Origin of the sequence: Streptomyces sp. SID5469, assembly GCF_009862865.1 — a bacterium.
GTDB lineage: Bacteria > Actinomycetota > Actinomycetes > Streptomycetales > Streptomycetaceae > Streptomyces > Streptomyces avermitilis.
Window position 1 is genome coordinate 7,577,770 of record NZ_WWIN01000001.1, and the last position, 22,255, is coordinate 7,600,024.

Annotated in this window: 21 protein-coding genes and 2 pseudogenes; 13 read left to right on the plus strand and 10 right to left on the minus strand. The window is 69.8% G+C overall.

Annotation, left to right across the window (positions count from 1 at the left end; all coding sequences use genetic code 11):
- Window positions 1-55: 55 nt before the first annotated feature.
- Genes pgl through tkt form a run of 5 tightly spaced genes read right to left on the minus strand, consistent with a single transcriptional unit; the run spans window position 56 to window position 6,721 of the window.
- Complete coding sequence (gene pgl / locus GTY58_RS32810; protein ID WP_010987711.1) at window positions 56-838, minus strand: 6-phosphogluconolactonase; 783 nt, start codon at window positions 836-838, stop codon at window positions 56-58.
- Window positions 835-1,956, minus strand: a complete 1,122-nt coding sequence (opcA, locus tag GTY58_RS32815) for a glucose-6-phosphate dehydrogenase assembly protein OpcA (RefSeq protein ID WP_010987712.1) — start codon at window positions 1,954-1,956, stop codon at window positions 835-837. Before opcA ends, pgl begins: the two co-directional genes overlap by 4 nt.
- Window positions 1,953-3,476: a glucose-6-phosphate dehydrogenase gene (zwf, locus tag GTY58_RS32820; RefSeq protein WP_010987713.1), complete on the minus strand. Its 1,524-nt coding sequence runs from the start codon at window positions 3,474-3,476 to the stop codon at window positions 1,953-1,955. Before zwf ends, opcA begins: the two co-directional genes overlap by 4 nt.
- 4 nt (window positions 3,477-3,480) lie before the next feature.
- The gene (tal, locus tag GTY58_RS32825) at window positions 3,481-4,599 is read right to left on the minus strand and encodes a transaldolase (RefSeq protein WP_010987714.1); all 1,119 of its coding nucleotides are present in this window, start codon (window positions 4,597-4,599) and stop codon (window positions 3,481-3,483) included.
- A gap of 34 nt (window positions 4,600-4,633) precedes the next feature.
- The gene (gene tkt, locus GTY58_RS32830; RefSeq protein ID WP_010987715.1) at window positions 4,634-6,721 is read right to left on the minus strand and encodes a transketolase; all 2,088 of its coding nucleotides are present in this window, start codon (window positions 6,719-6,721) and stop codon (window positions 4,634-4,636) included.
- A 412-nt stretch (window positions 6,722-7,133) separates the two neighbouring features.
- On the opposite strand from tkt, the gene GTY58_RS32835 reads away from it, so the two are divergent.
- From GTY58_RS32835 to GTY58_RS32850, 4 genes are all read left to right on the plus strand, one after another.
- Window positions 7,134-8,087 carry a heme o synthase gene (locus tag GTY58_RS32835; protein ID WP_037646846.1) on the plus strand — a complete coding sequence of 318 codons (954 nt, stop codon included), beginning with the start codon at window positions 7,134-7,136 and terminating at the stop codon, window positions 8,085-8,087.
- A 98-nt stretch (window positions 8,088-8,185) separates the two neighbouring features.
- The gene (locus GTY58_RS32840) at window positions 8,186-8,542 is read left to right on the plus strand and encodes a hypothetical protein (protein ID WP_010987717.1); all 357 of its coding nucleotides are present in this window, start codon (window positions 8,186-8,188) and stop codon (window positions 8,540-8,542) included.
- Window positions 8,543-8,714: 172 nt separating this feature from the next.
- The gene (locus tag GTY58_RS32845; protein WP_010987718.1) at window positions 8,715-9,821 is read left to right on the plus strand and encodes an amidohydrolase family protein; all 1,107 of its coding nucleotides are present in this window, start codon (window positions 8,715-8,717) and stop codon (window positions 9,819-9,821) included.
- A 41-nt stretch (window positions 9,822-9,862) separates the two neighbouring features.
- Window positions 9,863-10,627 (plus strand): nucleotidyltransferase domain-containing protein, encoded by a 765-nt coding sequence (locus GTY58_RS32850; protein ID WP_037646847.1) that lies wholly within the window; start codon window positions 9,863-9,865, stop codon window positions 10,625-10,627.
- Here the strand turns inward: GTY58_RS32850 and GTY58_RS32855 are convergent.
- The 4 genes and pseudogenes from GTY58_RS32855 to GTY58_RS32870 form a co-directional block, all read right to left on the minus strand.
- Window positions 10,614-11,621: a COX15/CtaA family protein gene (locus GTY58_RS32855; protein WP_037646848.1), complete on the minus strand. Its 1,008-nt coding sequence runs from the start codon at window positions 11,619-11,621 to the stop codon at window positions 10,614-10,616. The genes GTY58_RS32850 and GTY58_RS32855 overlap by 14 nt on opposite strands.
- A 67-nt stretch (window positions 11,622-11,688) precedes the next feature.
- A complete protein-coding gene (locus GTY58_RS32860; RefSeq protein WP_042494602.1) occupies window positions 11,689-12,405 on the minus strand; it encodes an ABC transporter permease in 717 nt (238 codons plus the stop codon).
- Window positions 12,406-12,455: 50 nt separating this feature from the next.
- On the minus strand, window positions 12,456-13,379 hold the full coding sequence (locus GTY58_RS32865) for an ABC transporter ATP-binding protein (protein ID WP_037646954.1): 924 nt from the start codon (window positions 13,377-13,379) through the stop codon (window positions 12,456-12,458).
- Window positions 13,380-13,390: 11 nt separating this feature from the next.
- Window positions 13,391-13,702 (minus strand): annotated as a pseudogene (locus GTY58_RS32870) (AAC(3) family N-acetyltransferase); the annotation flags it as partial.
- A 189-nt stretch (window positions 13,703-13,891) separates the two neighbouring features.
- On the opposite strand from GTY58_RS32870, the gene GTY58_RS32875 reads away from it, so the two are divergent.
- From GTY58_RS32875 to GTY58_RS32910, 8 genes are all read left to right on the plus strand, one after another.
- On the plus strand, window positions 13,892-14,641 hold the full coding sequence (locus GTY58_RS32875) for an ArsR family transcriptional regulator (protein WP_010987724.1): 750 nt from the start codon (window positions 13,892-13,894) through the stop codon (window positions 14,639-14,641).
- Window positions 14,638-16,062, plus strand: coding sequence for a Fe-S cluster assembly protein SufB (gene sufB, locus GTY58_RS32880; RefSeq protein ID WP_010987725.1), 1,425 nt, complete (start codon window positions 14,638-14,640; stop codon window positions 16,060-16,062). Before GTY58_RS32875 ends, sufB begins: the two co-directional genes overlap by 4 nt.
- Before the next feature lie 87 nt (window positions 16,063-16,149).
- Window positions 16,150-17,331 (plus strand): Fe-S cluster assembly protein SufD, encoded by a 1,182-nt coding sequence (sufD, locus tag GTY58_RS32885; protein WP_010987726.1) that lies wholly within the window; start codon window positions 16,150-16,152, stop codon window positions 17,329-17,331.
- Window positions 17,331-17,651 carry a bifunctional 3-phenylpropionate/cinnamic acid dioxygenase ferredoxin subunit gene (locus GTY58_RS32890; protein ID WP_010987727.1) on the plus strand — a complete coding sequence of 107 codons (321 nt, stop codon included), beginning with the start codon at window positions 17,331-17,333 and terminating at the stop codon, window positions 17,649-17,651. The genes sufD and GTY58_RS32890 overlap by 1 nt, the downstream gene beginning before the upstream one ends.
- Window positions 17,652-17,658: 7 nt before the next feature.
- Complete coding sequence (gene sufC, locus GTY58_RS32895; RefSeq protein WP_010987728.1) at window positions 17,659-18,441, plus strand: Fe-S cluster assembly ATPase SufC; 783 nt, start codon at window positions 17,659-17,661, stop codon at window positions 18,439-18,441.
- The gene (locus GTY58_RS32900; protein WP_010987729.1) at window positions 18,438-19,694 is read left to right on the plus strand and encodes a cysteine desulfurase; all 1,257 of its coding nucleotides are present in this window, start codon (window positions 18,438-18,440) and stop codon (window positions 19,692-19,694) included. The genes sufC and GTY58_RS32900 overlap by 4 nt, the downstream gene beginning before the upstream one ends.
- A 16-nt stretch (window positions 19,695-19,710) precedes the next feature.
- Entirely contained in the window at window positions 19,711-20,178 is a 468-nt protein-coding gene (sufU, locus tag GTY58_RS32905) for a Fe-S cluster assembly sulfur transfer protein SufU (protein ID WP_010987730.1), read from the plus strand.
- Window positions 20,175-20,507 carry a metal-sulfur cluster assembly factor gene (locus GTY58_RS32910; RefSeq protein ID WP_010987731.1) on the plus strand — a complete coding sequence of 111 codons (333 nt, stop codon included), beginning with the start codon at window positions 20,175-20,177 and terminating at the stop codon, window positions 20,505-20,507. The genes sufU and GTY58_RS32910 overlap by 4 nt, the downstream gene beginning before the upstream one ends.
- A 100-nt stretch (window positions 20,508-20,607) precedes the next feature.
- Here GTY58_RS32910 and GTY58_RS32915 read toward each other — a convergent pair whose 3' ends face one another.
- Complete coding sequence (locus GTY58_RS32915; RefSeq protein ID WP_010987732.1) at window positions 20,608-21,558, minus strand: AbfB domain-containing protein; 951 nt, start codon at window positions 21,556-21,558, stop codon at window positions 20,608-20,610.
- A 387-nt stretch (window positions 21,559-21,945) separates the two neighbouring features.
- On the opposite strand from GTY58_RS32915, the pseudogene GTY58_RS32920 reads away from it, so the two are divergent.
- Window positions 21,946-22,251 (plus strand): annotated as a pseudogene (locus GTY58_RS32920) (VOC family protein); the annotation flags it as partial.
- Between the last annotated feature and the right edge of the window lie 4 nt (window positions 22,252-22,255).

Genomic DNA, 22,255 nt, shown 5'->3' on the forward strand with positions numbered 1-22,255 from the left:
GGCGGCGAGGCGGAAGAACCGCCCCACCGCCCCCTCGTCGTGCCGCAGCCAGCCGTCAGGCCAGAGCCGGCGGATACAGCGAGCGCGGCAGCTGCGAGGCCGCCGCCGCGTCCAGCAGCCACAGGGTGCGGGAGCGGCCGTGGGCGCCGGCCGCCGGGGCCTGGAGCTCGCCCGCGCCCGACAGGGCGATGGCCGCCGCCTCCGCCTTGTCCTCGCCCGCCGCCAGCAGCCACACCTCACGCGCGGCCCGGATCGCCGGCAGCGTGAGCGTGATCCGGGTCGGCGGGGGCTTCGGCGCTCCGTGCACACCGACCACCGTCCGCTCCGTCTCCCGCACCGCCGGGTGCTCCGGGAAGAGCGACGCGACATGCGTGTCCGGGCCGACGCCCAGCATCAGGACGTCGAAGGTCGGGACCGCGCCATGGTTCTCGGGCCCGGCCGCCCTGGCCAGCTCCTCCGCGTACGCGGCCGCCGCCGCGTCCGCGTCGGAGCCGTGCGGGCCGTCCGACGCGGGCATGGCGTGCACCCGCTTGGGGTCCAGCGGCACCGCGTTCAGCAGCGCCTCACGGGCCTGGGTGTCATTGCGTTCCGGGTCGCCCTCGGGCAGGAACCGCTCGTCGCCCCACCACAGGTCGAGCCGGCCCCAGTCGATGGCGTCCCGGGCGGGCTCGGCGGCCAGCGCGGCCAGCAGGCCGTTGCCGTTGCGGCCGCCCGTGAGCACGACCGAGGCGTAGCCGCGGGAGGCCTGCGCGTCCACGATCTTCGTGATCAGCCGGGCCGCGGCGGCCTGCGCCATCAGCTCCTTGTCGCGATGCACGACCAGTTGGGGAGTACTCACTGCGGGTCTGCCTTCTTGACCGGGGGCATCTGGGCCGGAGACGGACGGCCGACCTCGCTGTCGCCCGCCGGGGAGGCCGGCGCGGGAGCCGACGCGGCCGTCCGGCTGGGCTCAGCCGATTCCTGCACCGGCCGGACCGGGAGTGGCGTCGTGGCCTGTGCGGGAGCCTCGGACCTTCGCGAGGCCGAGTGGGTCCCGCCGAGCCGGTCCACCCCGAACCGGAGCGCCGACGCGTAGGTGTCGTCCGGATCGAGCCTGCGCAGCTCCTCCGCGAGCAACCCGGACGTTTCGCGGCGCTTGAGCGCCACCGCGCGGTCCGGCTGCCCCGGCAGCGCCAGCGTGGCCATCGTTCCGTCCGACCGGTGCAGCGTGATGGGGCCACCGGTCGTTTCCATCCGGACCTGGGTCAGGCCGGGACCGGCGGAGATCACGCGCCGGACGTGCACATGGAGCCGGTCGGCGAGCCACATGGCCAGCAGTTCGACGCTCGGGTTGAACTCCTCGCCCGCCACCTCGGCGGAGATGACCTCGCAGTTGATCTGGTCGAGGGCGGCGGCCAGCATCGAGCGCCACGGGGTGATCCGGGCCCACGCCAGGTCGGTGTCCCCCGGCTCGTAGCTCTCGGCGCGGGCCCGCAGCTCGTCGACGGGCTTCTCCGCCGCGTAGCTGTCGGTGACCCGGCGCTGGCCCAGGGCGCCGAGGGGGTCGCTGGCCGGGTCACGCGGGGCGTCCACCGACCACCAGACCACCACGGGCGCGTCCGGCAGCAGCAGCGGCAGGACGACGGACTGGGCGTGGTTCGCGACCTCGCCGTACAGGCGAAGGACGACCGTCTCGCCGGTGCCGGCGTCCGCGCCGACCCGTACCTCGGCGTCCAGACGCGACTTCGTGCGGTCCCGGGGCGAGCGCGAGACCCGCTTGACGACCACGAGCGTGCGCGAGGGGTGCGCGCGCGAGGCGTCGTTGGCGGCCTTCAGGGCGTCGTAGGCGTTCTCCTCGTCGGTGACGATGACCAGGGTGAGCACCATGCCGACGGCGGGCGTGCCGATGGCGCGGCGGGCCTGCACGAGCCCCTTGTTGATCTTGCTGGCAGTGGTGTCCGTGAGGTCGATCTTCATGGGCGACGCCAGCTCCGTCCGTCTCGTTCGAGCATTTCGTCCGCCTCGACGGGACCCCACGTGCCCGCGGGGTACTGCGCGGGCTTGCCGTGCTTGTCCCAGTGCTCCTCGATCGGGTCGAGGATCTTCCAGGACAGCTCGACCTCCTCGGTGCGCGGGAAGAGGTTCGAGTCGCCGAGCAGCACGTCCAGAATCAGCCGCTCGTACGCCTCCGGGCTGGACTCGGTGAACGACTCGCCGTACGCGAAGTCCATCGAGACGTCCCGGATCTCCATCGAGGTGCCGGGCACCTTGGAGCCGAAGCGGACGGTGATGCCCTCGTCGGGCTGGACGCGGATGACGATCGCGTTCTGGCCGAGCTCCTCCGTCGCCGTGTGGTCGAAGGGGGAGTGCGGGGCGCGCTGGAAGACGACCGCGATCTCGGTGACGCGGCGGCCCAGGCGCTTGCCGGTACGGAGATAGAAGGGGACGCCCGCCCAGCGGCGGTTGTCCACCTCGAGCTTGACGGCCGCGTAGGTGTCGGTCTTCGACTTGGGGTCGATGCCGTCTTCCTGGAGATAGCCGACGACCTTCTCGCCGCCCTGCCAGCCGGCCGCGTACTGTCCGCGGACGGTGTTCTTGCTCAGGTCCTTCGGCAGCTTGGCGGCGCCGAGCACCTTGGTCTTCTCGGCGGCGAGCGCGTCCGCGTCGAAGGAGGCGGGCTCCTCCATGGCGGTCAGTGCCATCAGCTGGAGCAGGTGGTTCTGGATGACGTCACGGGCGGCGCCGATGCCGTCGTAGTAGCCGGCGCGGCCGCCGATACCGATGTCCTCGGCCATGGTGATCTGCACATGGTCCACGAAGGACCGGTTCCAGATCGGCTCGAACATCGTGTTGGCGAAGCGCAGCGCCAGGATGTTCTGGACGGTCTCCTTGCCCAGGTAGTGGTCGATGCGGAAGACCTGGTCCGAGCCGAAGACCTCGTGGACGATCGCGTTGAGCTCCTCGGCCGACTTGAGGTCGTGTCCGAAGGGCTTCTCGATGACCGCGCGGCGCCAGGAGCCGTCCGACTGGTCGGCCAGGCCGTGCTTCTTGAGCTGCTGGATGACCACCGGGAAGGCGGACGGCGGCACGGACAGGTAGAAGGCGAAGTTGCCGCCCGTGCCCTGTGCCTTGTCCAGTTCCCCGATGGTGTCGCGCAGCCGCTCGAAGGCGTCGTCGTCGTCGAAGGTGCCCTGGACGAAGCGCATCCCCTGGATGAGCTGCTGCCAGACCTCCTCGCGGAACTCCGTACGGGCGTGTTCCTTGACGGCGTCGTGGACGACCTGGGCGAAGTCCTCGTGCTCCCAGTCGCGGCGGGCGAAGCCGACGAGCGAGAAGCCCGGCGGCAGCAGCCCGCGGTTGGCGAGATCGTACACGGCTGGCATCAGCTTTTTACGTGACAAATCGCCCGTGACGCCGAAGATGACCAGGCCCGACGGCCCCGCGATACGCGGGAGCCGTCGGTCTGCGGGGTCACGCAGCGGGTTGCTGCTCGACAAGGTTTCAGCCCTCCGAGGGGGCGAGGCGCTGGAGCTCCGCCTCGGTCGACTTGAGCAGGTCGTTCCAGGACGCCTCGAACTTGTCGACGCCCTCTTCCTCCAGGAGCTGGACCACGTCGTCGTACGCGATCCCGAGCTTCTCGACGGCGTCGAGGTCGGCGCGGGCCTGCTCGTACGTGCCGGCGATGGTGTTGCCCCGGATCTCGCCGTGGTCCGCGGTGGCCTCCAAAGTGGCCTCCGGCATGGTGTTCACGGTGTTCGGCGCGACCAGTTCCTCGACGTACATGGTGTCCTTGTACGCCGGGTCCTTGACGCCGGTGGAGGCCCACAGCGGGCGCTGCTTGTTGGCCTGCGCCTTGTCGAGGGCGAGCCAGCGGTCGGTGGAGAAGACCGCCTCGTACGCCTCGTAGGCGAGCCGGGCGTTGGCGAGGCCCGCCTTGCCGCGCGCGGCCTTGGCCTCCGGCGTGCCGAGGGCGTCGATCCGCTTGTCGATCTCGGTGTCCACGCGGGACACGAAGAAGGACGCCACCGAGTGGATCTTCGACAGGTCCAGGCCGCGCTCCTTGGCCTTCTCCAGGCCGGCGAGGTAGGCGTCCATGACCATGCGGTAGCGCTCGAGCGAGAAGATCAGCGTCACGTTGACGCTGATGCCGAGGCCGATGACCTCCGTGATCGCCGGGATGCCCGCCTTGGTGGCCGGGATCTTGATGAGCGTGTTGGGGCGGTCGACCAGCCAGGCCAGCTGCTTGGCCTCGGCGACCGTCGCCTTGGTGTTGTGGGCCAGGCGCGGGTCGACCTCGATCGAGACCCGGCCGTCCTGGCCGTCGGTGGCGTCGAAGACCGGGCGCAGGATGTCGGCGGCGTCGCGGACGTCCGCCGTGGTGATCATGCGGATGGCTTCTTCGACGGTGACCCGGCGGGCGGCGAGGTCGGAGACCTGCTGGTCGTAACCGTCGCCCTGAGAGATGGCCTTCTGGAAGATCGACGGGTTGGTGGTGACGCCCACGACGTGCTGCTGGTCGATCAGTTCGGCGAGGTTGCCGGACGTGATCCGCTTGCGCGACAGGTCGTCCAGCCAGATCGCGACGCCTTCCTTGGAGAGGCGCTTGAGTGCGTCTGTCATGGAAAATGCATCTCCTACGTGTCGTATATCAGCGTCAGCGCTGGGCTGCGGCGATCGATTCCCGGGCGGCGTCGGCGACGTTCTCGGGAGTGAAACCGAACTCCCGGAAGAGCACCTTGCCATCGGCCGAAGCACCGAAGTGCTCCAGCGAAACAATGCGTCCGGCGTCTCCGACGAACCGGTGCCAGGTAAGACCGATACCTGCCTCGACCGCGACCCGCGCCCTCACCGACGGCGGCAGGACGCTGTCCCGGTACCCCTGGTCCTGCTCCTCGAACCACTCCACGGACGGCATGGACACCACCCGGGTCGGCACGCCCGCGGCCTGGAGCTGCTCGCGCGCCTCGACGGCGACGTGCACCTCGGAGCCGGTGCCGATGAGAATGACCTCGGGAGCGCCGCCCTCGGCCTCGAAGAGCACGTAACCGCCCTTGGCCGCGTCCTCGTTGGGCTCGTACGTCGGTACGCCCTGACGGGTCAGCGCGAGGCCGTGCGGGGCGCCCTTGCCGAACACCTTGGTGTAGCGCTTGAGGATCTCGCGCCAGGCGATCGCCGTCTCGTTGGCGTCCGCGGGACGCACGACGTTGAGGCCGGGGATGGCGCGCAGCGAGGCGAGGTGCTCGACGGGCTGGTGGGTGGGGCCGTCCTCGCCGAGACCGATGGAGTCGTGGGTCCACACGTACGTCACCGGCAGGTGCATCAGCGCGGAGAGGCGGACGGCGTTGCGCATGTAGTCGGAGAACACCAGGAAGGTGCCGCCGTAGATACGGGTGTTGCCGTGCAGCGCGATGCCGTTCATCTCCGCGGCCATGGAGTGCTCGCGGATGCCGAAGTGGATCGTGCGGCCGTACGGGTCGGCCTCCGGCAGCGGGTTGTCCGCCGGCAGGAACGAGGAGTTCTTGTCGATCGTGGTGTTGTTCGAGCCGGCCAGGTCGGCGGAGCCGCCCCACAGCTCGGGGATGACCGCGCCGAGTGCCTGGAGGACCTTGCCGGACGCGGCACGCGTCGCGATGCCCTTGCCCACCTCGAAGACCGGGAGCTTCTCCTCCCAGCCGGCCGGCAGCTCGGTCGCGGCGATGCGCTCGTACTCGGCGGCGCGCTCCGGCTGGGCGGTGCGCCAGGCGGCGAAGCCCTTCTCCCACTCGGCCTTGGCCTCGCGGCCGCGGTCGAGGGCCTCACGGGTGTGGGCGAGGACCTCCTCGGCGACCTCGAAGCTCTTCTCCGGGTCGAAGCCGAGGACGCGCTTGGTGGCCGCGACCTCGTCCTCGCCGAGCGCCGAGCCGTGCGCGGCCTCGGTGTTCTGCGCGTGCGGCGCGGGCCAGGCGATGATCGAGCGCATCGCGATGAACGACGGCTTGTCCGTGACCGCCTTGGCGGCCTGGATCGCGTCGTAGAGGGCGTGCGGGTCGAGGTCGCCGTCCGGCTTCGGGGCCACGCGCTGCACATGCCAGCCGTACGCCTCGTAGCGCTTCACCGTGTCTTCGGAGACGGCCGTCTCGGTGTCGCCCTCGATCGAGATGTGGTTGTCGTCCCACAGCAGGACCAGGTTGCCGAGCTTCTGGTGGCCGGCCAGCGAGGACGCCTCGTGGGAGATGCCCTCCTGGAGGCAGCCGTCACCGGCGATCGCGTAGATGAAGTGGTCGAACGGGGAGGTGCCGGGTGCGGCGTCCGGGTCGAACAGACCGCGCTCGTAGCGGGAGGCCATGGCCATGCCCACCGCGTTGGCGACACCCTGGCCCAGCGGGCCGGTCGTCGTCTCCACGCCGGGCGTGTGCCCGTACTCGGGGTGGCCGGGAGTCCGGCTGCCCCAGGTCCTGAAGGACTTGAGGTCGTCCAGCTCCAGGCCGAACCCGGCCAGGTAGAGCTCGGTGTAGAGGGTCAGGGACGAGTGGCCCGCGGAAAGGACGAAACGATCGCGCCCGACCCAGTCGGGATCCGCCGGGTCGTGCCGCATCACCTTCTGGAAGAGGGTGTACGCGGCAGGCGCGAGGCTCATCGCCGTACCGGGATGGCCGTTGCCGACCTTCTGTACGGCATCGGCGGCCAGGACGCGGGCGGTGTCCACGGCCCGCTGGTCCAACTCGGTCCACTCGAGGTCTGTGGTGGTCGGCTTGGTGCTCACCCTGAGTCAGGGCTCCTCTCCACATGTTCCACATGTCATGCCGATGTGCTTGGCGCCCACCGGCCGCTGTCGAGCCTACCCCCGTAAGTACGTGCGTTTTTTCGAGTCATTCCAGACTGCCGGGACTCTCCGGGATCCGCCTCCCGACCGGTCCATTCCGCATTCGGCAGGTGAATACGGAGCCGCTCGTCCGAGTGCTCAATTGAGTGGTGATCGGCTCTTCGGAAGATGTCGTACCGAGCGGCCTCGGACGCCTCGGCCGACCTCCGGATCAGCCCTCCGCGCGGTGCCTCCCAACACGAGCCCACCCCCGCGAAGGCCGGGGTCTGGGCAACGTCTACAGTGGCGTGGTACGCGCGAGCCTTTACCGGGAGTTCACACCCGGAGGCTTGCTGGGATGTCTCTGTCAGGGGTGTACGTGACGGCCGTCGAATCCCGTCCACCGGGAGTGCTCACCACGAGCAGCAGCCGGGGCCAGCGGCCGTTTGGGGCCCGTGTAAAGGCGTTCGTGGCGCTGACCAAGCCGCGGATCATCGAGCTGTTGCTGATCACCACCGTTCCGGTGATGTTCCTGGCGGAGCAAGGGGTTCCGAGCCTGCGCCTCGTCCTGCTGACCTGCCTCGGCGGCTACCTCTCCGCGGGCGGCGCCAACGCGCTGAACATGTACATCGACCGTGACATCGACGCCCTCATGGAGCGCACCTCGCAGCGGCCGCTGGTGACCGGCATGGTCAGCCCGCGTGAGTGCCTGGCCTTCGGCATCACGCTGGCGGTCGTCTCCACGCTGCTGTTCGGTCTGACCGTCAACTGGCTGTCCGCCTGGCTGTCGCTCGGAGCGCTCCTCTTCTACGTCGTCGTCTACACGATGATCCTCAAACGGCGTACGTCGCAGAACATCGTGTGGGGCGGCATCGCGGGCTGCCTCCCGGTGCTCATCGGCTGGTCCTCGGTCACCGACTCGATGTCCTGGGCGCCGGTCATCCTCTTCCTCGTCATGTTCTTCTGGACGCCGCCGCACTACTGGCCGCTGTCCATGAAGGTGAAGGACGACTACGCGCGCGTGGGCGTGCCGATGCTGCCGGTCGTCGCCTCCAACAAGGTGGTCGCCCGCCAGATCGTGATCTACAGCTGGGTGATGGTCGGCGTCTCGCTGCTGCTCACCCCGCTCGGCTACACGGGCTGGTTCTACACCCTGGTCGCCCTGCTGGCCGGCGGTTTCTGGCTGTGGGAGGCGCACGGGCTGCAGAACCGCGCCAAGGCCGAGGTGACGGGCGGCAAGCTCAAGGAGATGCGCCTGTTCCACTGGTCCATCACCTATGTGTCGATCCTCTTCGTCGCCGTCGCGGTGGACCCCTTCCTCCGCTAGGACCCCTTCCTCCGCTAGGACACCTTCTGAGGGAGCGTGGTCAAGGCCACGCACCCCTCCCGTCGCCGTTCGATCTACCCGTCGGTAGCATCCTGGCCATGGCAGACACGCAGCAGGTTGACGAGGGCACCGACGCCAAGCAGGCCGCCAGGGCCGAGCGCAAGGCGGCCAAGCTCGCCAAGGAGATCAACGCCTTCGCCAAGACGCACGGCGGGGCCGAGGCGCATGTGGCGTACATCGGGCAGGCCGGCACCCGGATCGTGCTCGTCGGCGAGGACGACGCCTGGGGCGACCTCGTCGCACCCACGTACGCCGTCGCCGAGCAGGCGGTGGAGAAGGCCGGCGTCACGGTTCACGAGGCGTTCGACGGCGAATTCGCGGCCAAGGTGAAGACCGGGCCGTACGAGTGGACGCGCATGGCGGGGATCCAGGTGGGCGGCCCGAGCAACGGCTGACACCGCGACCGCCGCACGGTCGCGGCCGCACGGCCGGCACGCGTCGGCCGGACCCCGCGGTGTCCGGCCGACAACCATCGGACGTTCGCACGGGGTGTGCATGACCAACACCTGACGCCCGGTTCACCCGTTAGGACCTGAAGAGGCACGGTCCAGTCGCGGGGGAGTTGGGATGATCGAAACGCCGTCCCTGGTGGACCAGTACTGCCACGGCGTACTGCGTACGGAGCTGGGTCTCGGCACCTTCGAGGCCCACCTCGCCCGTACCGAGGGCCCGCCCGCCCCCGGCACCACCCTGTTCGACACCCAGACGGGTTTCGCGGTACGCCGCTGGTGTCCGCCGCTGCTCGGTCTGGAGCCGCACTGCCCGCCGGCCCGCTATCTGGCCCGACGCCGTGAACTCGGCGTTCTGGAATCGGGCCGCAGGCTGCTGCGCGGCAGCGGCATCACCACGTATCTCGTCGACACCGGGCTGCCCGGCGATCTCACCGGACCCGGCGAGATGGCCTCGGCCGGGGCCGCCGACGCGCACGAGATCGTCCGCCTCGAACTGCTCGCCGAACAGGTCGCCGACACCTCCGGCACCGTCGAGTCGTTTCTCGCCAATCTCGCCGAGTCCGTCCACGGGACCGCCGCCGACGCCGTGGCGTTCACCTCGGTCGCGGGCGTACGGCACGGACTGGCGCTCGCGCCCGAGCCGCCGGGGCCGGGGGAGGTGCGGGGCGCGGCGGGGCGCTGGCTCGCGGGCCGGAGGGTCGGCGGCCCGCTGTCGGACCCGGTCCTGCTGAGGCATCTGCTGTGGATCGCGGTGGCCTCGGGCCGGCCCCTGCAACTGCACTCCGGGCTCGGCGAACCAGGGCTGCGCATCGACCGCACCGACCCGGTCCTGCTCACCGACTTCGTCCGGGCCACCGCCGGGCTCGGCACGGACCTCGTCCTGCTGCACGGCTATCCGTACCACCGGCACGCGGCACATCTGGCCGGCGTCTTCCCGCATGTGTACGCGGACCTGGGCGCGGCGCTGGTGCGGACGGGGGCGGGGGCGGCGGCCGTGCTCTCGGAGATCCTGGAGCTGGCGCCCTTCGGCAAGATTCTCTTCTCCAGCGGGGCACATGGTCTGCCGGAACTCCATGTGGTGGGCGCACATCTCTTCCGTGCGGCGCTCGCACGGGTGCTCGGCGCCTGGGTCGCCGAGGGGGCCTGGTCGCTGGCGGACGCACAGCGGGTGGCAGGGCTCATCGCGGCGGGAAACGCGCGGCGGGTCTACGGGGTGGAGTGAACCCTCTTCACCGGAACACCAGCTGACTTCAGACTGTGCGGATGACCGATGACGCCACGGCTCGTCTCCTCGACCGCTTCCTCGCCGATCTGCGCGCCCTCGCCCCGGTCGCCGTGTGGGCGCACGGTTCGCTCGCCGGCGGCGACTACCAGGAGGGCCGCAGCGACCTCGACCTGATCGCAGTCCTGGAGGGTCCGGTCCCGCTCGGCACCGTGCGCGAGGTGGCGCGGCTGCACCGGCGGCTGCGCGCCGACGAGGCGCTCGCCGAGAAGCTGCACTGCAGCTATCTGACGCCGGACACCGTGGCCGGCGCGGAGCGGTCGCATCTCACCTGGGCGCACGACCGCCTGATGAAGCGCCCGGTCACTCCGGTCACCCGCCGGGAACTGCACGCCTTCGGCCTGGTCCTGCACGGCGAACCGCCGAAGGACCTGCTCCCGCCCACCCCGGACCGCGAACTCGACGCCTTCGTCGTACGGGACCAGAAGGAGTTCTGGCGGCCCGCGGTGCGCAAGGCCCGGCTGTGGAAGCAGTCCGTCTGGGTCGACCTGGGGATGGTCACCTTCGCCCGTGCGACCGTCACCCTGCGGGAGGGCCGCCTGATCTCCAAGAAGGAGGCCTTGGCGGCACTTCCCGGACTGGGGGCGCCCGCCGACGTGGTCGAGGACATCGGGCGGCGGAGATACGCGGACCCCGCGCCGCCCACGGAGGAGTGGACGGCACGCCGGGCCGAGCTCACGAGGGCCTACCTGGGCCCCGCCATCGACGGCCTTGTCGCCACCTACGAACCGCTCACGCGCGCGTGAGCGCCGACTCCGTCGAAGGACCCGGCAGGTCCGCCACGGCCTCGGGACGTTCGCGCAGCGACAGCAGCACCCGGAGCACGCCGATCCAGACCAGGCAGGAGCCGAGCATGTGCAGGGCGACCAGGGCCTCGGGGAGGTCCGTGAAGTACTGGACGTAACCGATGACGCCCTGCGCGAGGAGGATCAGGAACAGGTCGCGGGTGCGGTGCAGCGGGCCCTTGGGGGCGTCGACCGCCTTGAGCACGAACCACAGGGCGAAGGTCAGCGTCACCACGATCCAGGCCAGGACGGCGTGCAGCTTGCTGACGGTCTCCCAGTCCAGCGGCATGCGCTCGACGTCGCTCGAGTCACCCGCGTGCGGACCCGCACCGGTGACCACCGTGCCGACCGCGATCAGCAGCACGGAGGCGGTGACCAGGAACCACACCAGCTGCTGGACGGCCTTGCCGACCAGCGGGCGCGGTGCCCCGTCGCCCTCGCAGGCGCGCTGCCACATGAGCGTGGCGACGGCGATGAGCGCCGTGGAGAGCAGGAAGTGGGCCGCGACCGTGTAGGGGTTGAGGCCGACCAGGACCACGATGCCGCCGAGGATCGCGTTGCTCATGACGATCCAGAACTGCGCCCAGCCAAGCCGGGTGAGAGAGCGCCGCCACGGCTTCTGCGAGCGCGCCGCGATGATCGCCCAGCCGACCGCCGCGCACAGCACGTACGTCAGCATGCGGTTGCCGAACTCGATGACGCCGTGGAAGCCCATCGCGCTGGTGGTGGTCAGCGAGTCGTCGGTGCACTTGGGCCAGGTCGGGCAGCCGAGCCCGGACCCGGTCAGCCGCACGGCACCGCCGGTGACCACGATGACCACCGCCATGACGAGCGCGGCGAGGGCCGCGCGCCGAACCGTCCGGGGGGCCGGAGTCCAGCGTTCGGCGATGAGGGCGAGGGGGTTGCGCGCGGCGGCGAGGGCATCGGCACGGGTCACGTTTGGCACGCGCACCATCGTAGGCGGGACGCTTGTGCACGGTTTCACGAGGGTCCGCTCCGCCACGCCGGGTGCTCCTGGGGAGCTACTCCCAGCGGAAGAACTTCCCGGCCGCCGCCAGCCCCACGACTCCCCACACGGCGAGGATCCCCAGATCCCCCCACGGCATCCCCGCCCCGTGTTGCAGCACGTCCCGCAGCCCGTCCGAAAGGGCCGAGATCGGCAGCAGGCCGAGGACGTCCTGCGCCGCGTCCGGGAACTTGTCCAGCGGGACGATCACACCGCCGCCCACCAGAAGGAGCAGAAAGACCAGGTTCGCCGCCGCGAGTGTCGCCTCCGCCTTCAGCGTGCCCGCCATCAGCAGACCGAGGCCCGAGAAGGCGGCTGTGCCGAGGATCAGCAGCAGCAGGACGGCCAGCGGGTTGCCGTGCGGTGACCAGCCCAGGGAGAAGGCGATCGCCGTCAGCAGGATCACCTGGAGGAGCTCTGTGACGAGCACCGACGCCGTCTTCGCGGCCATCAGGCCCCAGCGGGGGAGGGGGGAGGCGGCGAGGCGCTTGAGGACCCCGTAGCGGCGCTCGAAGCCCGTCGCGATCGCCTGGCCCGTGAACGCCGTCGACATCACGGCGAGGGCGAGGATGCCAGGGGCGAGGAAGTCGACGGACCTGCCCTTGCCGGTGTCGACGATGTCCACCGAGCTGAAGAGGACCAGCAGCAGCGTCGGGATGACCACCGTCAGCAGCAGCTGCTCGCCGTTGCGCAGCAGCATCTTCGTCTCCAGCGCCGCCTGCGCCGCGATCATGCGGGGCAGCGGGGCGGCGCCGGGCTTCGGCGTGTACGTACCGGCGATGGTCACGAACGCAGCTCCTTGCCGGTCAGTTCGAGGAAGACGTCTTCGAGAGTGTGCCGCTCCACCGAGATCTTCTCCGGCATCACCCCGTGCTGCGCGCACCAGGAGGTGACGGTAGCCAGGAGCTGGGGGTCGACCTTGCCGCCCACCCGGTACGCGCCCGGTGTCAGCTCCGCGGCCGTGCAGTCCGCCGGGAGCGCCTTGAGCAGCGAGCCGACGTCGAGCCCGGGGCGGCCCATGAAGCGCAGCGTGTTCTCGGCGCCACCGCGGCACAGCTCCTCGGGAGAGCCCTGGGCGACGACCCGGCCCCCGTCGATGATCGCCACGTCGTCGGCGAGCTGCTCCGCCTCGTCCATGTGGTGGGTCGTGAGGACGACCGAGACGCCGTCCGCACGCAGGTCGCGTACGAGGTCCCAGGTCGCCCGGCGCGCCTGCGGGTCCAGGCCCGCCGTCGGCTCGTCCAGGAAGACCAGTTCCGGACGCCCCACCACGGCCATCGCCAGCGCGAGCCGCTGCTGCTGGCCGCCCGACAGACGCCGGTACGCCGTCCGGCCGCAGCTGCCGAGGCCGAGACGCTCGATCAGCGCGTCCACGTCCAGGGGGCGGGCGTGCAGCTTGGCGACATGGCGCAGCATCTCGTCCGCCCGCGCGCCGGAGTAGACCCCGCCGGACTGGAGCATCACCCCGATGCGCGGCCGCAGCGCGGAGGCTTCGCGCACCGGGTCCAGGCCCAGGACGCGCACCGTGCCGGAGTCCGGCCTCCGGTACCCCTCGCAGGTCTCGACCGTGGTGGTCTTGCCCGCACCGTTGGGGCCGAGCACGGCGGTGACACCGGCCCCGGCCACCAGGTCGAGGCTGTTCACCGCGGTCTTGTCGCCGTACCGCTTCACCAGGGCCTGGACCTGGACGACGGGGTCACTCTGCATGAGCGCCAAGTCTAGGGACGCGGCCGACGGCCTCGGTGGGCGGGGCCCCGCAGCCCCTCGTCACCCGGACGGTGCAGTGCCGGCCACCGTTTCGCGTCCGCCACGGGGAACAGGCGTACGTCCGCCGCGCCGCGTACGACGGAACGGTCCCGTTCGACGTCATGGCCCAGCCAGATGGAAGCTCGCGCACGTGTCGTAGCCCGCGCCGAGGAGCAGCACCCGGGCCCCCAACTTCGCCAGTCCGGCCGACGGGCTGCGCTCGCCGAGCCGGCAGTCGGGCGCGTGGCCGTCGAGCTGGGTGGCGACCGTGTTCCGAGTGACGAGTGGGCCGGTCGGAGGGGGTGCGGACATGGCCGGGGAGTCTTCCCGACAGCCTCCTCCGCCGCCGCCGGATTGATCGATCAGAGATCGTTTTCGCAGGTCAGTTTAGGTATGCCTAAGTGACGCAGCGCACCGCCCGGCCGGACGGGCGCGGGTTGTCAGGCCCTGAGGAATTACGCAACAATGGCGTTGTGAAAAACGTCGGCGAGGCACGGGAGACCCCCACGGGGGCCCCTCAGGAGGAACTCGCGACCGGTGAGCGCTCCACGCGCAACCGTGTCGTGCGCTCCATCCTGGACCACGGGCCGTCGACCGTCGCCGAGCTGGCCGGACGTCTCGGTCTCACCCAGGCCGCCGTCCGCCGCCATCTCGACGCACTGGTCACCGACGACATCGTGCAGCCGCGCGAGCAGCGGGTCTACGGGGCGCGTACGCGCGGCCGTCCGGCCAAGGTCTTCGCCCTGACCGACTGCGGCCGGGACGCCTTCGACCAGTCCTACGACAAGCTCGCCGCGGACGCCCTGCGCTGGATCGCCGAGCGCGAGGGCGGGGAGGAGGCGGTCGCCGCCTTCGCCCGCGCCCGGATCGCCGCCCAGGCCGCCGCGTACCGCGCGGCCGTCGAGGCCGCCGCGCCCGAGGAGCGCACCGAAGCGCTGGCCAAGGCCTTGAGCGCGGACGGGTACGCTGCTACGGCGCGCAGCGCACCGGTCGGTGAGCAGCTCTGCCAGCACCACTGCCCGGTCGCGCATGTGGCCGAGCAGTTCCCGCAGCTGTGCGAGGCGGAGACCGAGATCTTCTCCCAGCTGCTCGGTACACATGTCCAGCGGCTGGCGACCATCGCGCACGGTGACGGCGTCTGCACGACGTTCATCCCCAAGATTTCCAAGACCGATCACGGCCACAACGCATCCGCAAGCACCGCCGGGAGGAACCCCGCATGACGCTCCCCATCGAGGAGACCGCCCACCCCGAGCTCGAGGGTCTGGGCACGTACGAATACGGCTGGGCCGACTCCGACGTGGCCGGTGCCTCTGCCAAGCGCGGCATCAACGAGGACGTCGTCCGCGACATCTCCGCGAAGAAGAACGAGCCGGAGTGGATGACCAAGCTCCGCCTCAAGGGCCTGCGCCTGTTCGAGAAGAAGCCCATGCCGAACTGGGGCTCGGACCTCTCGGGCATCGACTTCGACAACATCAAGTACTTCGTGCGTTCCACGGAGAAGCAGGCGGAGTCCTGGGAGGACCTGCCCGAGGACATCAAGAACACGTACGACAAGCTCGGCATCCCGGAGGCGGAGAAGCAGCGCCTCGTCGCCGGTGTCGCGGCCCAGTACGAGTCCGAGGTCGTCTACCACCAGATCCGCGAGGACCTGGAGGAGCAGGGCGTCATCTTCCTCGACACCGACACCGCCCTGAAGGAGCACCCGGAGCTCTTCAAGGAGTACTTCGGCACGGTCATCCCGGTCGGCGACAACAAGTTCGCGTCGCTGAACACCGCGGTGTGGTCCGGCGGCTCCTTCATCTACGTGCCGAAGGGCGTGCACGTCGAGATCCCGCTCCAGGCCTACTTCCGTATCAACACGGAGAACATGGGCCAGTTCGAGCGGACCCTGATCATCGTCGACGAGGACGCCTACGTCCACTACGTCGAAGGTTGTACGGCGCCGATCTACAAGTCGGACTCCCTGCACTCCGCGGTGGTCGAGATCATCGTGAAGAAGGGCGCCCGCTGCCGTTACACGACCATCCAGAACTGGTCGAACAACGTCTACAACCTGGTCACCAAGCGCGCCGTGGCGTACGAGGGCGCGACCATGGAGTGGATCGACGGCAACATCGGCTCCAAGGTCACCATGAAGTACCCGGCCGTCTACCTGATGGGCGAGCACGCCAAGGGCGAGACCCTGTCCATCGCCTTCGCGGGCGAGGGGCAGCACCAGGACGCCGGCTCCAAGATGGTCCACATGGCGCCGAACACCTCCTCCAACATCGTCTCCAAGTCGGTGGCGCGCGGCGGTGGCCGTACCTCGTACCGCGGTCTGGTGGAGATCGGCGAGGGCGCGGCCGGATCGAAGTCCAACGTGCTGTGCGACGCGCTGCTCGTCGACACGATCTCCCGCTCCGACACGTACCCCTACGTGGACGTCCGTGAGGACGACGTGTCCATGGGCCACGAGGCGACCGTCTCCAAGGTCAGCGACGACCAGCTCTTCTACCTGATGAGCCGGGGCATGACCGAGTTCGAGGCGATGGCGATGATCGTCCGCGGCTTTGTCGAGCCGATCGCCAAGGAGCTGCCCATGGAGTACGCGCTGGAGCTCAACCGGCTGATCGAGCTGCAGATGGAAGGCGCGGTCGGTTAGGACCCGCAGTCCCCGGCAGCTTACGGCCCGCCTCTTTCGGCGGGCCGAGGATCGCAACTGACGTAGGAAGAGAGCAGACCGACAGCCATGGCTGAGGCTCAGAACATCCCCGTGGGCTCCACCACCGCGGGCCAGATCGCGGTGGCCGCCGAGTCGACCGTCGCCACGCGCATGAGCGCGCCCCCGTCCTTCGACGTGGCGGACTTCCCGGTCCCCCACGGCCGCGAGGAGGAGTGGCGGTTCACCCCGCTGGAGCGCCTGCGCGGGCTGCACGACGGCACCGCGGTCGCCACCGGCGACGGCGTGAAGGTCGACGTGAGCGCCCCCGAGGGCGTCACCGTCGAGACCGTCGGCCGTGACGACGCCCGGATCGGCAGGGCGGGCACCCCGGTGGACCGCGTCGCCGCCCAGGCGTACTCCGCGTTCGAGAAGGCCGGTGTCGTCACCGTCCCCAAGGAGACGGTGCTCACCGAGCCGATCCGCATCGCCGTGCACGGCGAGGGCGGGGTCGCCTACGGCCATCAGGTCATCGAGCTGGGAGCCTTCGCCGAGGCTGTCGTCGTCATCGACCACACCGGTGACGCCGTCCTCGCCGCCAACGTCGACTACATCCTGGGCGACGGCGCCAAGCTCACCGTCGTCTCCGTCCAGGACTGGGACGACAAGGCCGTGCACGTGGGCCAGCACAACGCGCTGATCGGCCGGGACGCCACGTTCAAGTCGTTCGTGGTCACCTTCGGCGGCGACCTCGTACGCCTGCACCCGCGCGTCGCGTACGCCGGCACGGGCGGCGAGGCCGAGCTCTTCGGTCTGTACTTCACGGACGCCGGTCAGCACCAGGAGCACCGCCTCCTGGTCGACCACAACACCCCGCACTGCAAGTCGAACGTCGCCTACAAGGGCGCGCTCCAGGGCGACGGCGCGCACGCGGTGTGGATCGGCGACGTCCTCATCGAGGCCAAGGCCGAGGGCACGGACACGTACGAGATGAACCGCAACCTGGTTCTGACCGACGGCGCCCGCGTCGACTCCGTGCCGAACCTGGAGATCGAGACCGGCGAGATCGTCGGCGCGGGCCACGCCTCGGCGACCGGCCGCTTCGACGACGAGCAGCTCTTCTACCTGATGGCCCGCGGCATCCCCGCCGACGAGGCCCGCCGACTGGTGGTCCGCGGCTTCTTCGCCGAGCTGGTCCAGCAGATCGGTGTCGCCGACATCCAGGAGCGCCTCCTCGTCAGGATCGACGAGGAGCTGGAGGCGTCGGTCTGATGACGACCTTCGTACGCGCCTGCGGGCTGAGCGAGCTGGAGGAGGACACCCCGAAGCGGGTGGAACTCGACGGCACGCCGGTCTCGGTCGTGAAGACCGAGGGGGAGGTGTTCGCGATCAACGACATCTGCTCGCACGCGAACGTCTCGCTCTCCGAGGGCGAGGTGGAGGACTGTCAGATCGAGTGCTGGCTGCACGGCTCCGCGTTCGACCTCCGCACCGGCAAGCCGTCCGGTCTTCCCGCGACGCGCCCCGTCCCCGTATATCCCGTAAAGATCGAAGGGGACGATGTGCTCGTCTCCCTCACCCAGGAGTCCTGAGGAACCCATGGCAACGCTTGAAATCCACGACCTGCACGTCACCGTCGAGGCCGACAACGCCACGAAGGAGATCCTCAAGGGCGTCGACCTCACCGTGAAGCAGGGCGAGACGCACGCCATCATGGGCCCCAACGGCTCGGGCAAGTCGACCCTCGCCTACTCGCTCGCGGGACACCCCAAGTACACGATCACCGGCGGCACCGTCACCCTCGACGGCGAGGACGTCCTGGAGATGTCCGTCGACGAGCGCGCCCGCGCGGGCCTGTTCCTGGCGATGCAGTACCCGGTCGAGGTCCCCGGCGTCTCGGTCTCCAACTTCCTCCGTACGTCCGCCACGGCCATCCGCGGCGAGGCCCCCAAGCTGCGCACCTGGGTGAAGGAGGTCAAGGAGGCCATGGAGCGCCTCAACATGGACCCGGCCTTCGCCGAGCGCAACGTGAACGAGGGCTTCTCCGGCGGTGAGAAGAAGCGCCACGAGATCCTCCAGCTCGAGCTGCTCAAGCCGAAGATCGCGATCCTCGACGAGACCGACTCCGGCCTGGACGTCGACGCCCTGCGCATCGTCTCCGAGGGCGTCAACCGAGTCCGCGAGACCGGCGAGGTGGGCACCCTCCTCATCACGCACTACACGCGCATCCTGCGCTACATCAAGCCCGACTTCGTCCACGTCTTCTCCGGCGGCCGCATCGTGGAGTCCGGCGGCGCCGAGCTCGCCGACAAGCTGGAGAACGAGGGCTACGAGGCTTACGCGAAGCACGAAGTCGACACGAAGGGTGGCGTATCCGCGTGACGCAGCTGCCGGGCCTCCTCGACACCGAGGCGATCCGCAAGGACTTCCCCATCCTGGACCGTCAGGTCCACGACGGTAAGAAGCTCGTGTACCTGGACAACGCGGCGACGTCGCAGAAGCCCCGCCAGGTGCTGGACGCTCTCAGTGGCTACTACGAGCGCTACAACGCCAACGTCCACCGCGGTGTGCATGTGCTCGCCGAGGAGGCCACGGCGCTGTACGAGGGCGCGCGCGACAAGGTCGCCGCGTTCATCAACGCGCCGAGCCGCGACGAGGTGATCTTCACCAAGAACGCCTCCGAGTCGCTCAACCTCGTGGCCAACATGCTGGGCTGGGCCGACGAGCCCTACCGCGTGGACCACGAGACCGAGATCGTCATCACCGAGATGGAGCACCACTCCAACATCGTTCCGTGGCAGCTGCTGGCGCAGCGCACGGGCGCGAAGCTGAAGTGGTTCGGCCTCACGGACGACGGCCGGCTCGACCTGTCGAACATCGACGAGATCATCACGGAGAAGACGAAGATCGTCTCCTTCGTGCTGGTGTCGAACATCCTGGGCACCGTGAACCCGGTCGAGGCGATAGTGCGCCGCGCCCAGGAGGTCGGCGCTCTGGTCTGCATCGACGCCTCGCAGGCCGCCCCGCACATGCCGATGGACGTCCAGGCCCTCCAGGCCGACTTCGTGGCCTTCACCGGCCACAAGATGTGCGGTCCGACGGGCATCGGTGTCCTCTGGGGCCGCCAGGAGCTGCTGGAGGACCTCCCGCCGTTCCTCGGCGGCGGCGAGATGATCGAGACCGTGTCGATGCACTCGTCGACGTACGCTCCCGCCCCGCACAAGTTCGAGGCGGGCACGCCTCCGATCGCGCAGGCGGTCGGTCTGGGCGCGGCGATCGACTACCTCGACTCCATCGGCATGGACAAGATCCTCGCCCATGAGCACGCGCTCACCGAGTACGCGGTCAAGCGCCTCATGGAGGTCCCGGACCTCAGGATCATCGGCCCGACGACGGCCGAGGACCGCGGCGCGGCGATCTCGTTCACGCTGGGTGACATCCACCCGCACGACGTGGGCCAGGTCCTGGACGAGCAGGGCATCGCGGTCCGGGTCGGCCACCACTGCGCCCGCCCGGTCTGCCTGCGCTACGGAATTCCTGCGACCACGCGAGCGTCGTTCTATCTGTACTCCACGCCGACCGAGATCGACGCACTGGTCGACGGCCTGGAGCACGTACGGAACTTCTTCGGCTGAGGGGCTGGCTGAGAACGTGAAGCTGGATTCGATGTACCAGGAAGTCATCCTGGACCACTACAAGCACCCGCACGGGCGCGGTCTTCGGGATGGCGACGCCGAGGTGCACCACGTCAACCCGACGTGCGGCGACGAGATCACGCTGCGCGTGAAGTACGACGGCGAAACGATCAGCGACATCTCGTACGAGGGTCAGGGCTGCTCGATCAGCCAGGCCTCCGCCTCCGTGCTGAACGAACTCCTCGTCGGCAAGGAGCTGGCCGAGGCGCAGAAGGTCCAGGAGACCTTCCTGGAGCTGATGCAGTCCAAGGGCCGGATCGAGCCGGACGACGCAATGGAGGAGGTGCTGGAGGACGCGGTCGCGTTCGCCGGTGTCTCCAAGTATCCGGCGCGGGTGAAGTGCGCCCTCCTGAGCTGGATGGCGTGGAAGGACGCGACGGCCCAGGCGCTGGGCGAGGCCGACGCCGAAAGGAAGACGGCATGAGCGAGACCATTGAGACGAAGCCGGCCTCGGAGGAAGAAGTCCGTGAGGCGCTGTACGACGTCGTCGACCCCGAGCTGGGCATCGACGTCGTCAATCTCGGCCTGATCTACGGCATTCACGTCGACGACGCGAACATCGCGACGATCGACATGACCCTGACGTCGGCGGCCTGCCCGCTCACCGACGTCATCGAGGACCAGGCCAAGTCCGCCACGGACGGCATCGTCAACGAGCTGCGTATCAACTGGGTCTGGATGCCGCCGTGGGGCCCGGACAAGATCACGGACGATGGCCGCGATCAGCTTCGGGCGCTCGGGTTCAACGTCTGACCCCGTGTGCTGACGCGCGAGGCCCCGGTGCTGATGCACCGGGGCCTCGCGCGTTTGCCGCCGCCCCCCTCGCGCGCGGGTCCGTACGGTCCGAAGAGCCTCAGTCCCAGCCCTTCACCAGCTGGAACGCGGAGTCGGCCCGGTACTGGCCGGTGTTCTCGTACGGGTCGAGGCGGAGCAGGAAGTCCTTGTGGCGCAGATAGCGGCCGGGGTAGTTCACCGACTCCAGCATGACGGCGCCGGAGTACGACGACGTGCGGGGGCAGAAGGTGGCGTCCTTCTTGAAGAGCGCGGTGCCGTCGTTGCGGTCGGCGCGCAGGCGGAACCGGGAGTGGCGCAGGTAGGTGCCGTCCGCGGTGGCGAACGAGTAGCAGGACGCGTCGGCGAGCCCCTTGACCAGTTTGAAGGTGGCGTCCTGCCTGGTCGTGGCCGAGCTGCCGGAGCTCACGGGGTCGAGCCGGCCGGTGTCACCGCCGAGATGCCAGTAGCGGTCGGGGTAGTTGACCGACCGGACGGACTTCCACACGGCGGAGGGCTTCGAGCCCGAGGACGTGCCGGTGGACGAGGCCGGCTTCGACCGCTCGGCCGCGGGCTTCGACGCGGAGCCGTGCCGGGCGGGGTCGGCCGAGGCGGAGCCGTCGGGAGTGGTCTGCGCGGCTCGCTCGCTCGACCGGCCGCTCTTGGCGCCGGGGTAGGTACTCGGCCCCGCGGAGGGGGAGGCGAACGTGAGGAGACCGGGGTCGGCCGAGTCCAGCTTGGTGTCGGCTTCCTTCGCGGCCGAGGTGTCGGCCGCGTGGTCCGTCGTGGTGAGCGCGGTCACGCAGGCGACGACGGTGGCCAGGGCGAGGGCGCCGGCCAGCCAGAGCCGTCGGGTCCCGGGTACGCGGGAGGTGTCCGGCGTACCGCCCGGCTGCCACGGCGTCGGCGGCTCCTCCGTCGGCAGCGGCAGATGCCCGGGGTGGGACGGTTCGGACGCCGGCGAACTCGCGAAGGGGCTCCACGGGCGGGGGGCGGACTCGTCCGGAGTGGGCTCGGACTGCCTTTCTGGCATGCGCTGTTCCTCCGGCGTCGCTCAGGGCGAACGCACACTTGTCGGCTGTCTTCGGCATAAGAGGAATACGAAGTCGCGGGTCCACGGAGCGGGAGGGGCTGTGAAGACCGGGTGGGCGACTGGTTGAAACAGTAACGGAAGTGGGGCTTCCGGGGCAGCCGTTTCCTTCGGTCATCTGCAGGCGGTCCGCGGGAACCGGCCGTCCCGTGACCGCTACGCGGTGATCCGTACGATCTGTGCGTCGGGGCCGCTCGCTGCCCTCCAACGCCCCTGCCGCGATGGAGAATTGAGGGACACTCAGATGGCCTGGCCTGATCACGCGAGCGTCCGAAGCGGGTGCCCGGTGACGAGGGGTGGCGAGGGGCGCACGCGGGTGCACGCGGGGGCGAGGTCGAAATCACCATCGGCGCCGACGAACACGCGCTGCCGGGACTGTGCTTCGTGTCCGTCGGCGAGTGAAAGGCCGTCAAGAACCGGCTCCACCTCGACCTCGCGCCCGACGACCAGGACGCTGAGGTCGAGCGGATCCTTGCGCTCGGGGCGCGCCGCGTCGACGCCGGGAAGGGCGAGGACGTCACCTGGGTCGCCCTCGCCGACCCCGAGGGCAACGAGTTCTGCGTGCTGCGGCCGAAGACTTCACTGCCGGGTCGATCGAGTCACCGGTCGGCTGGGCCGGTCACTGCGGGGCTGTGAGCGA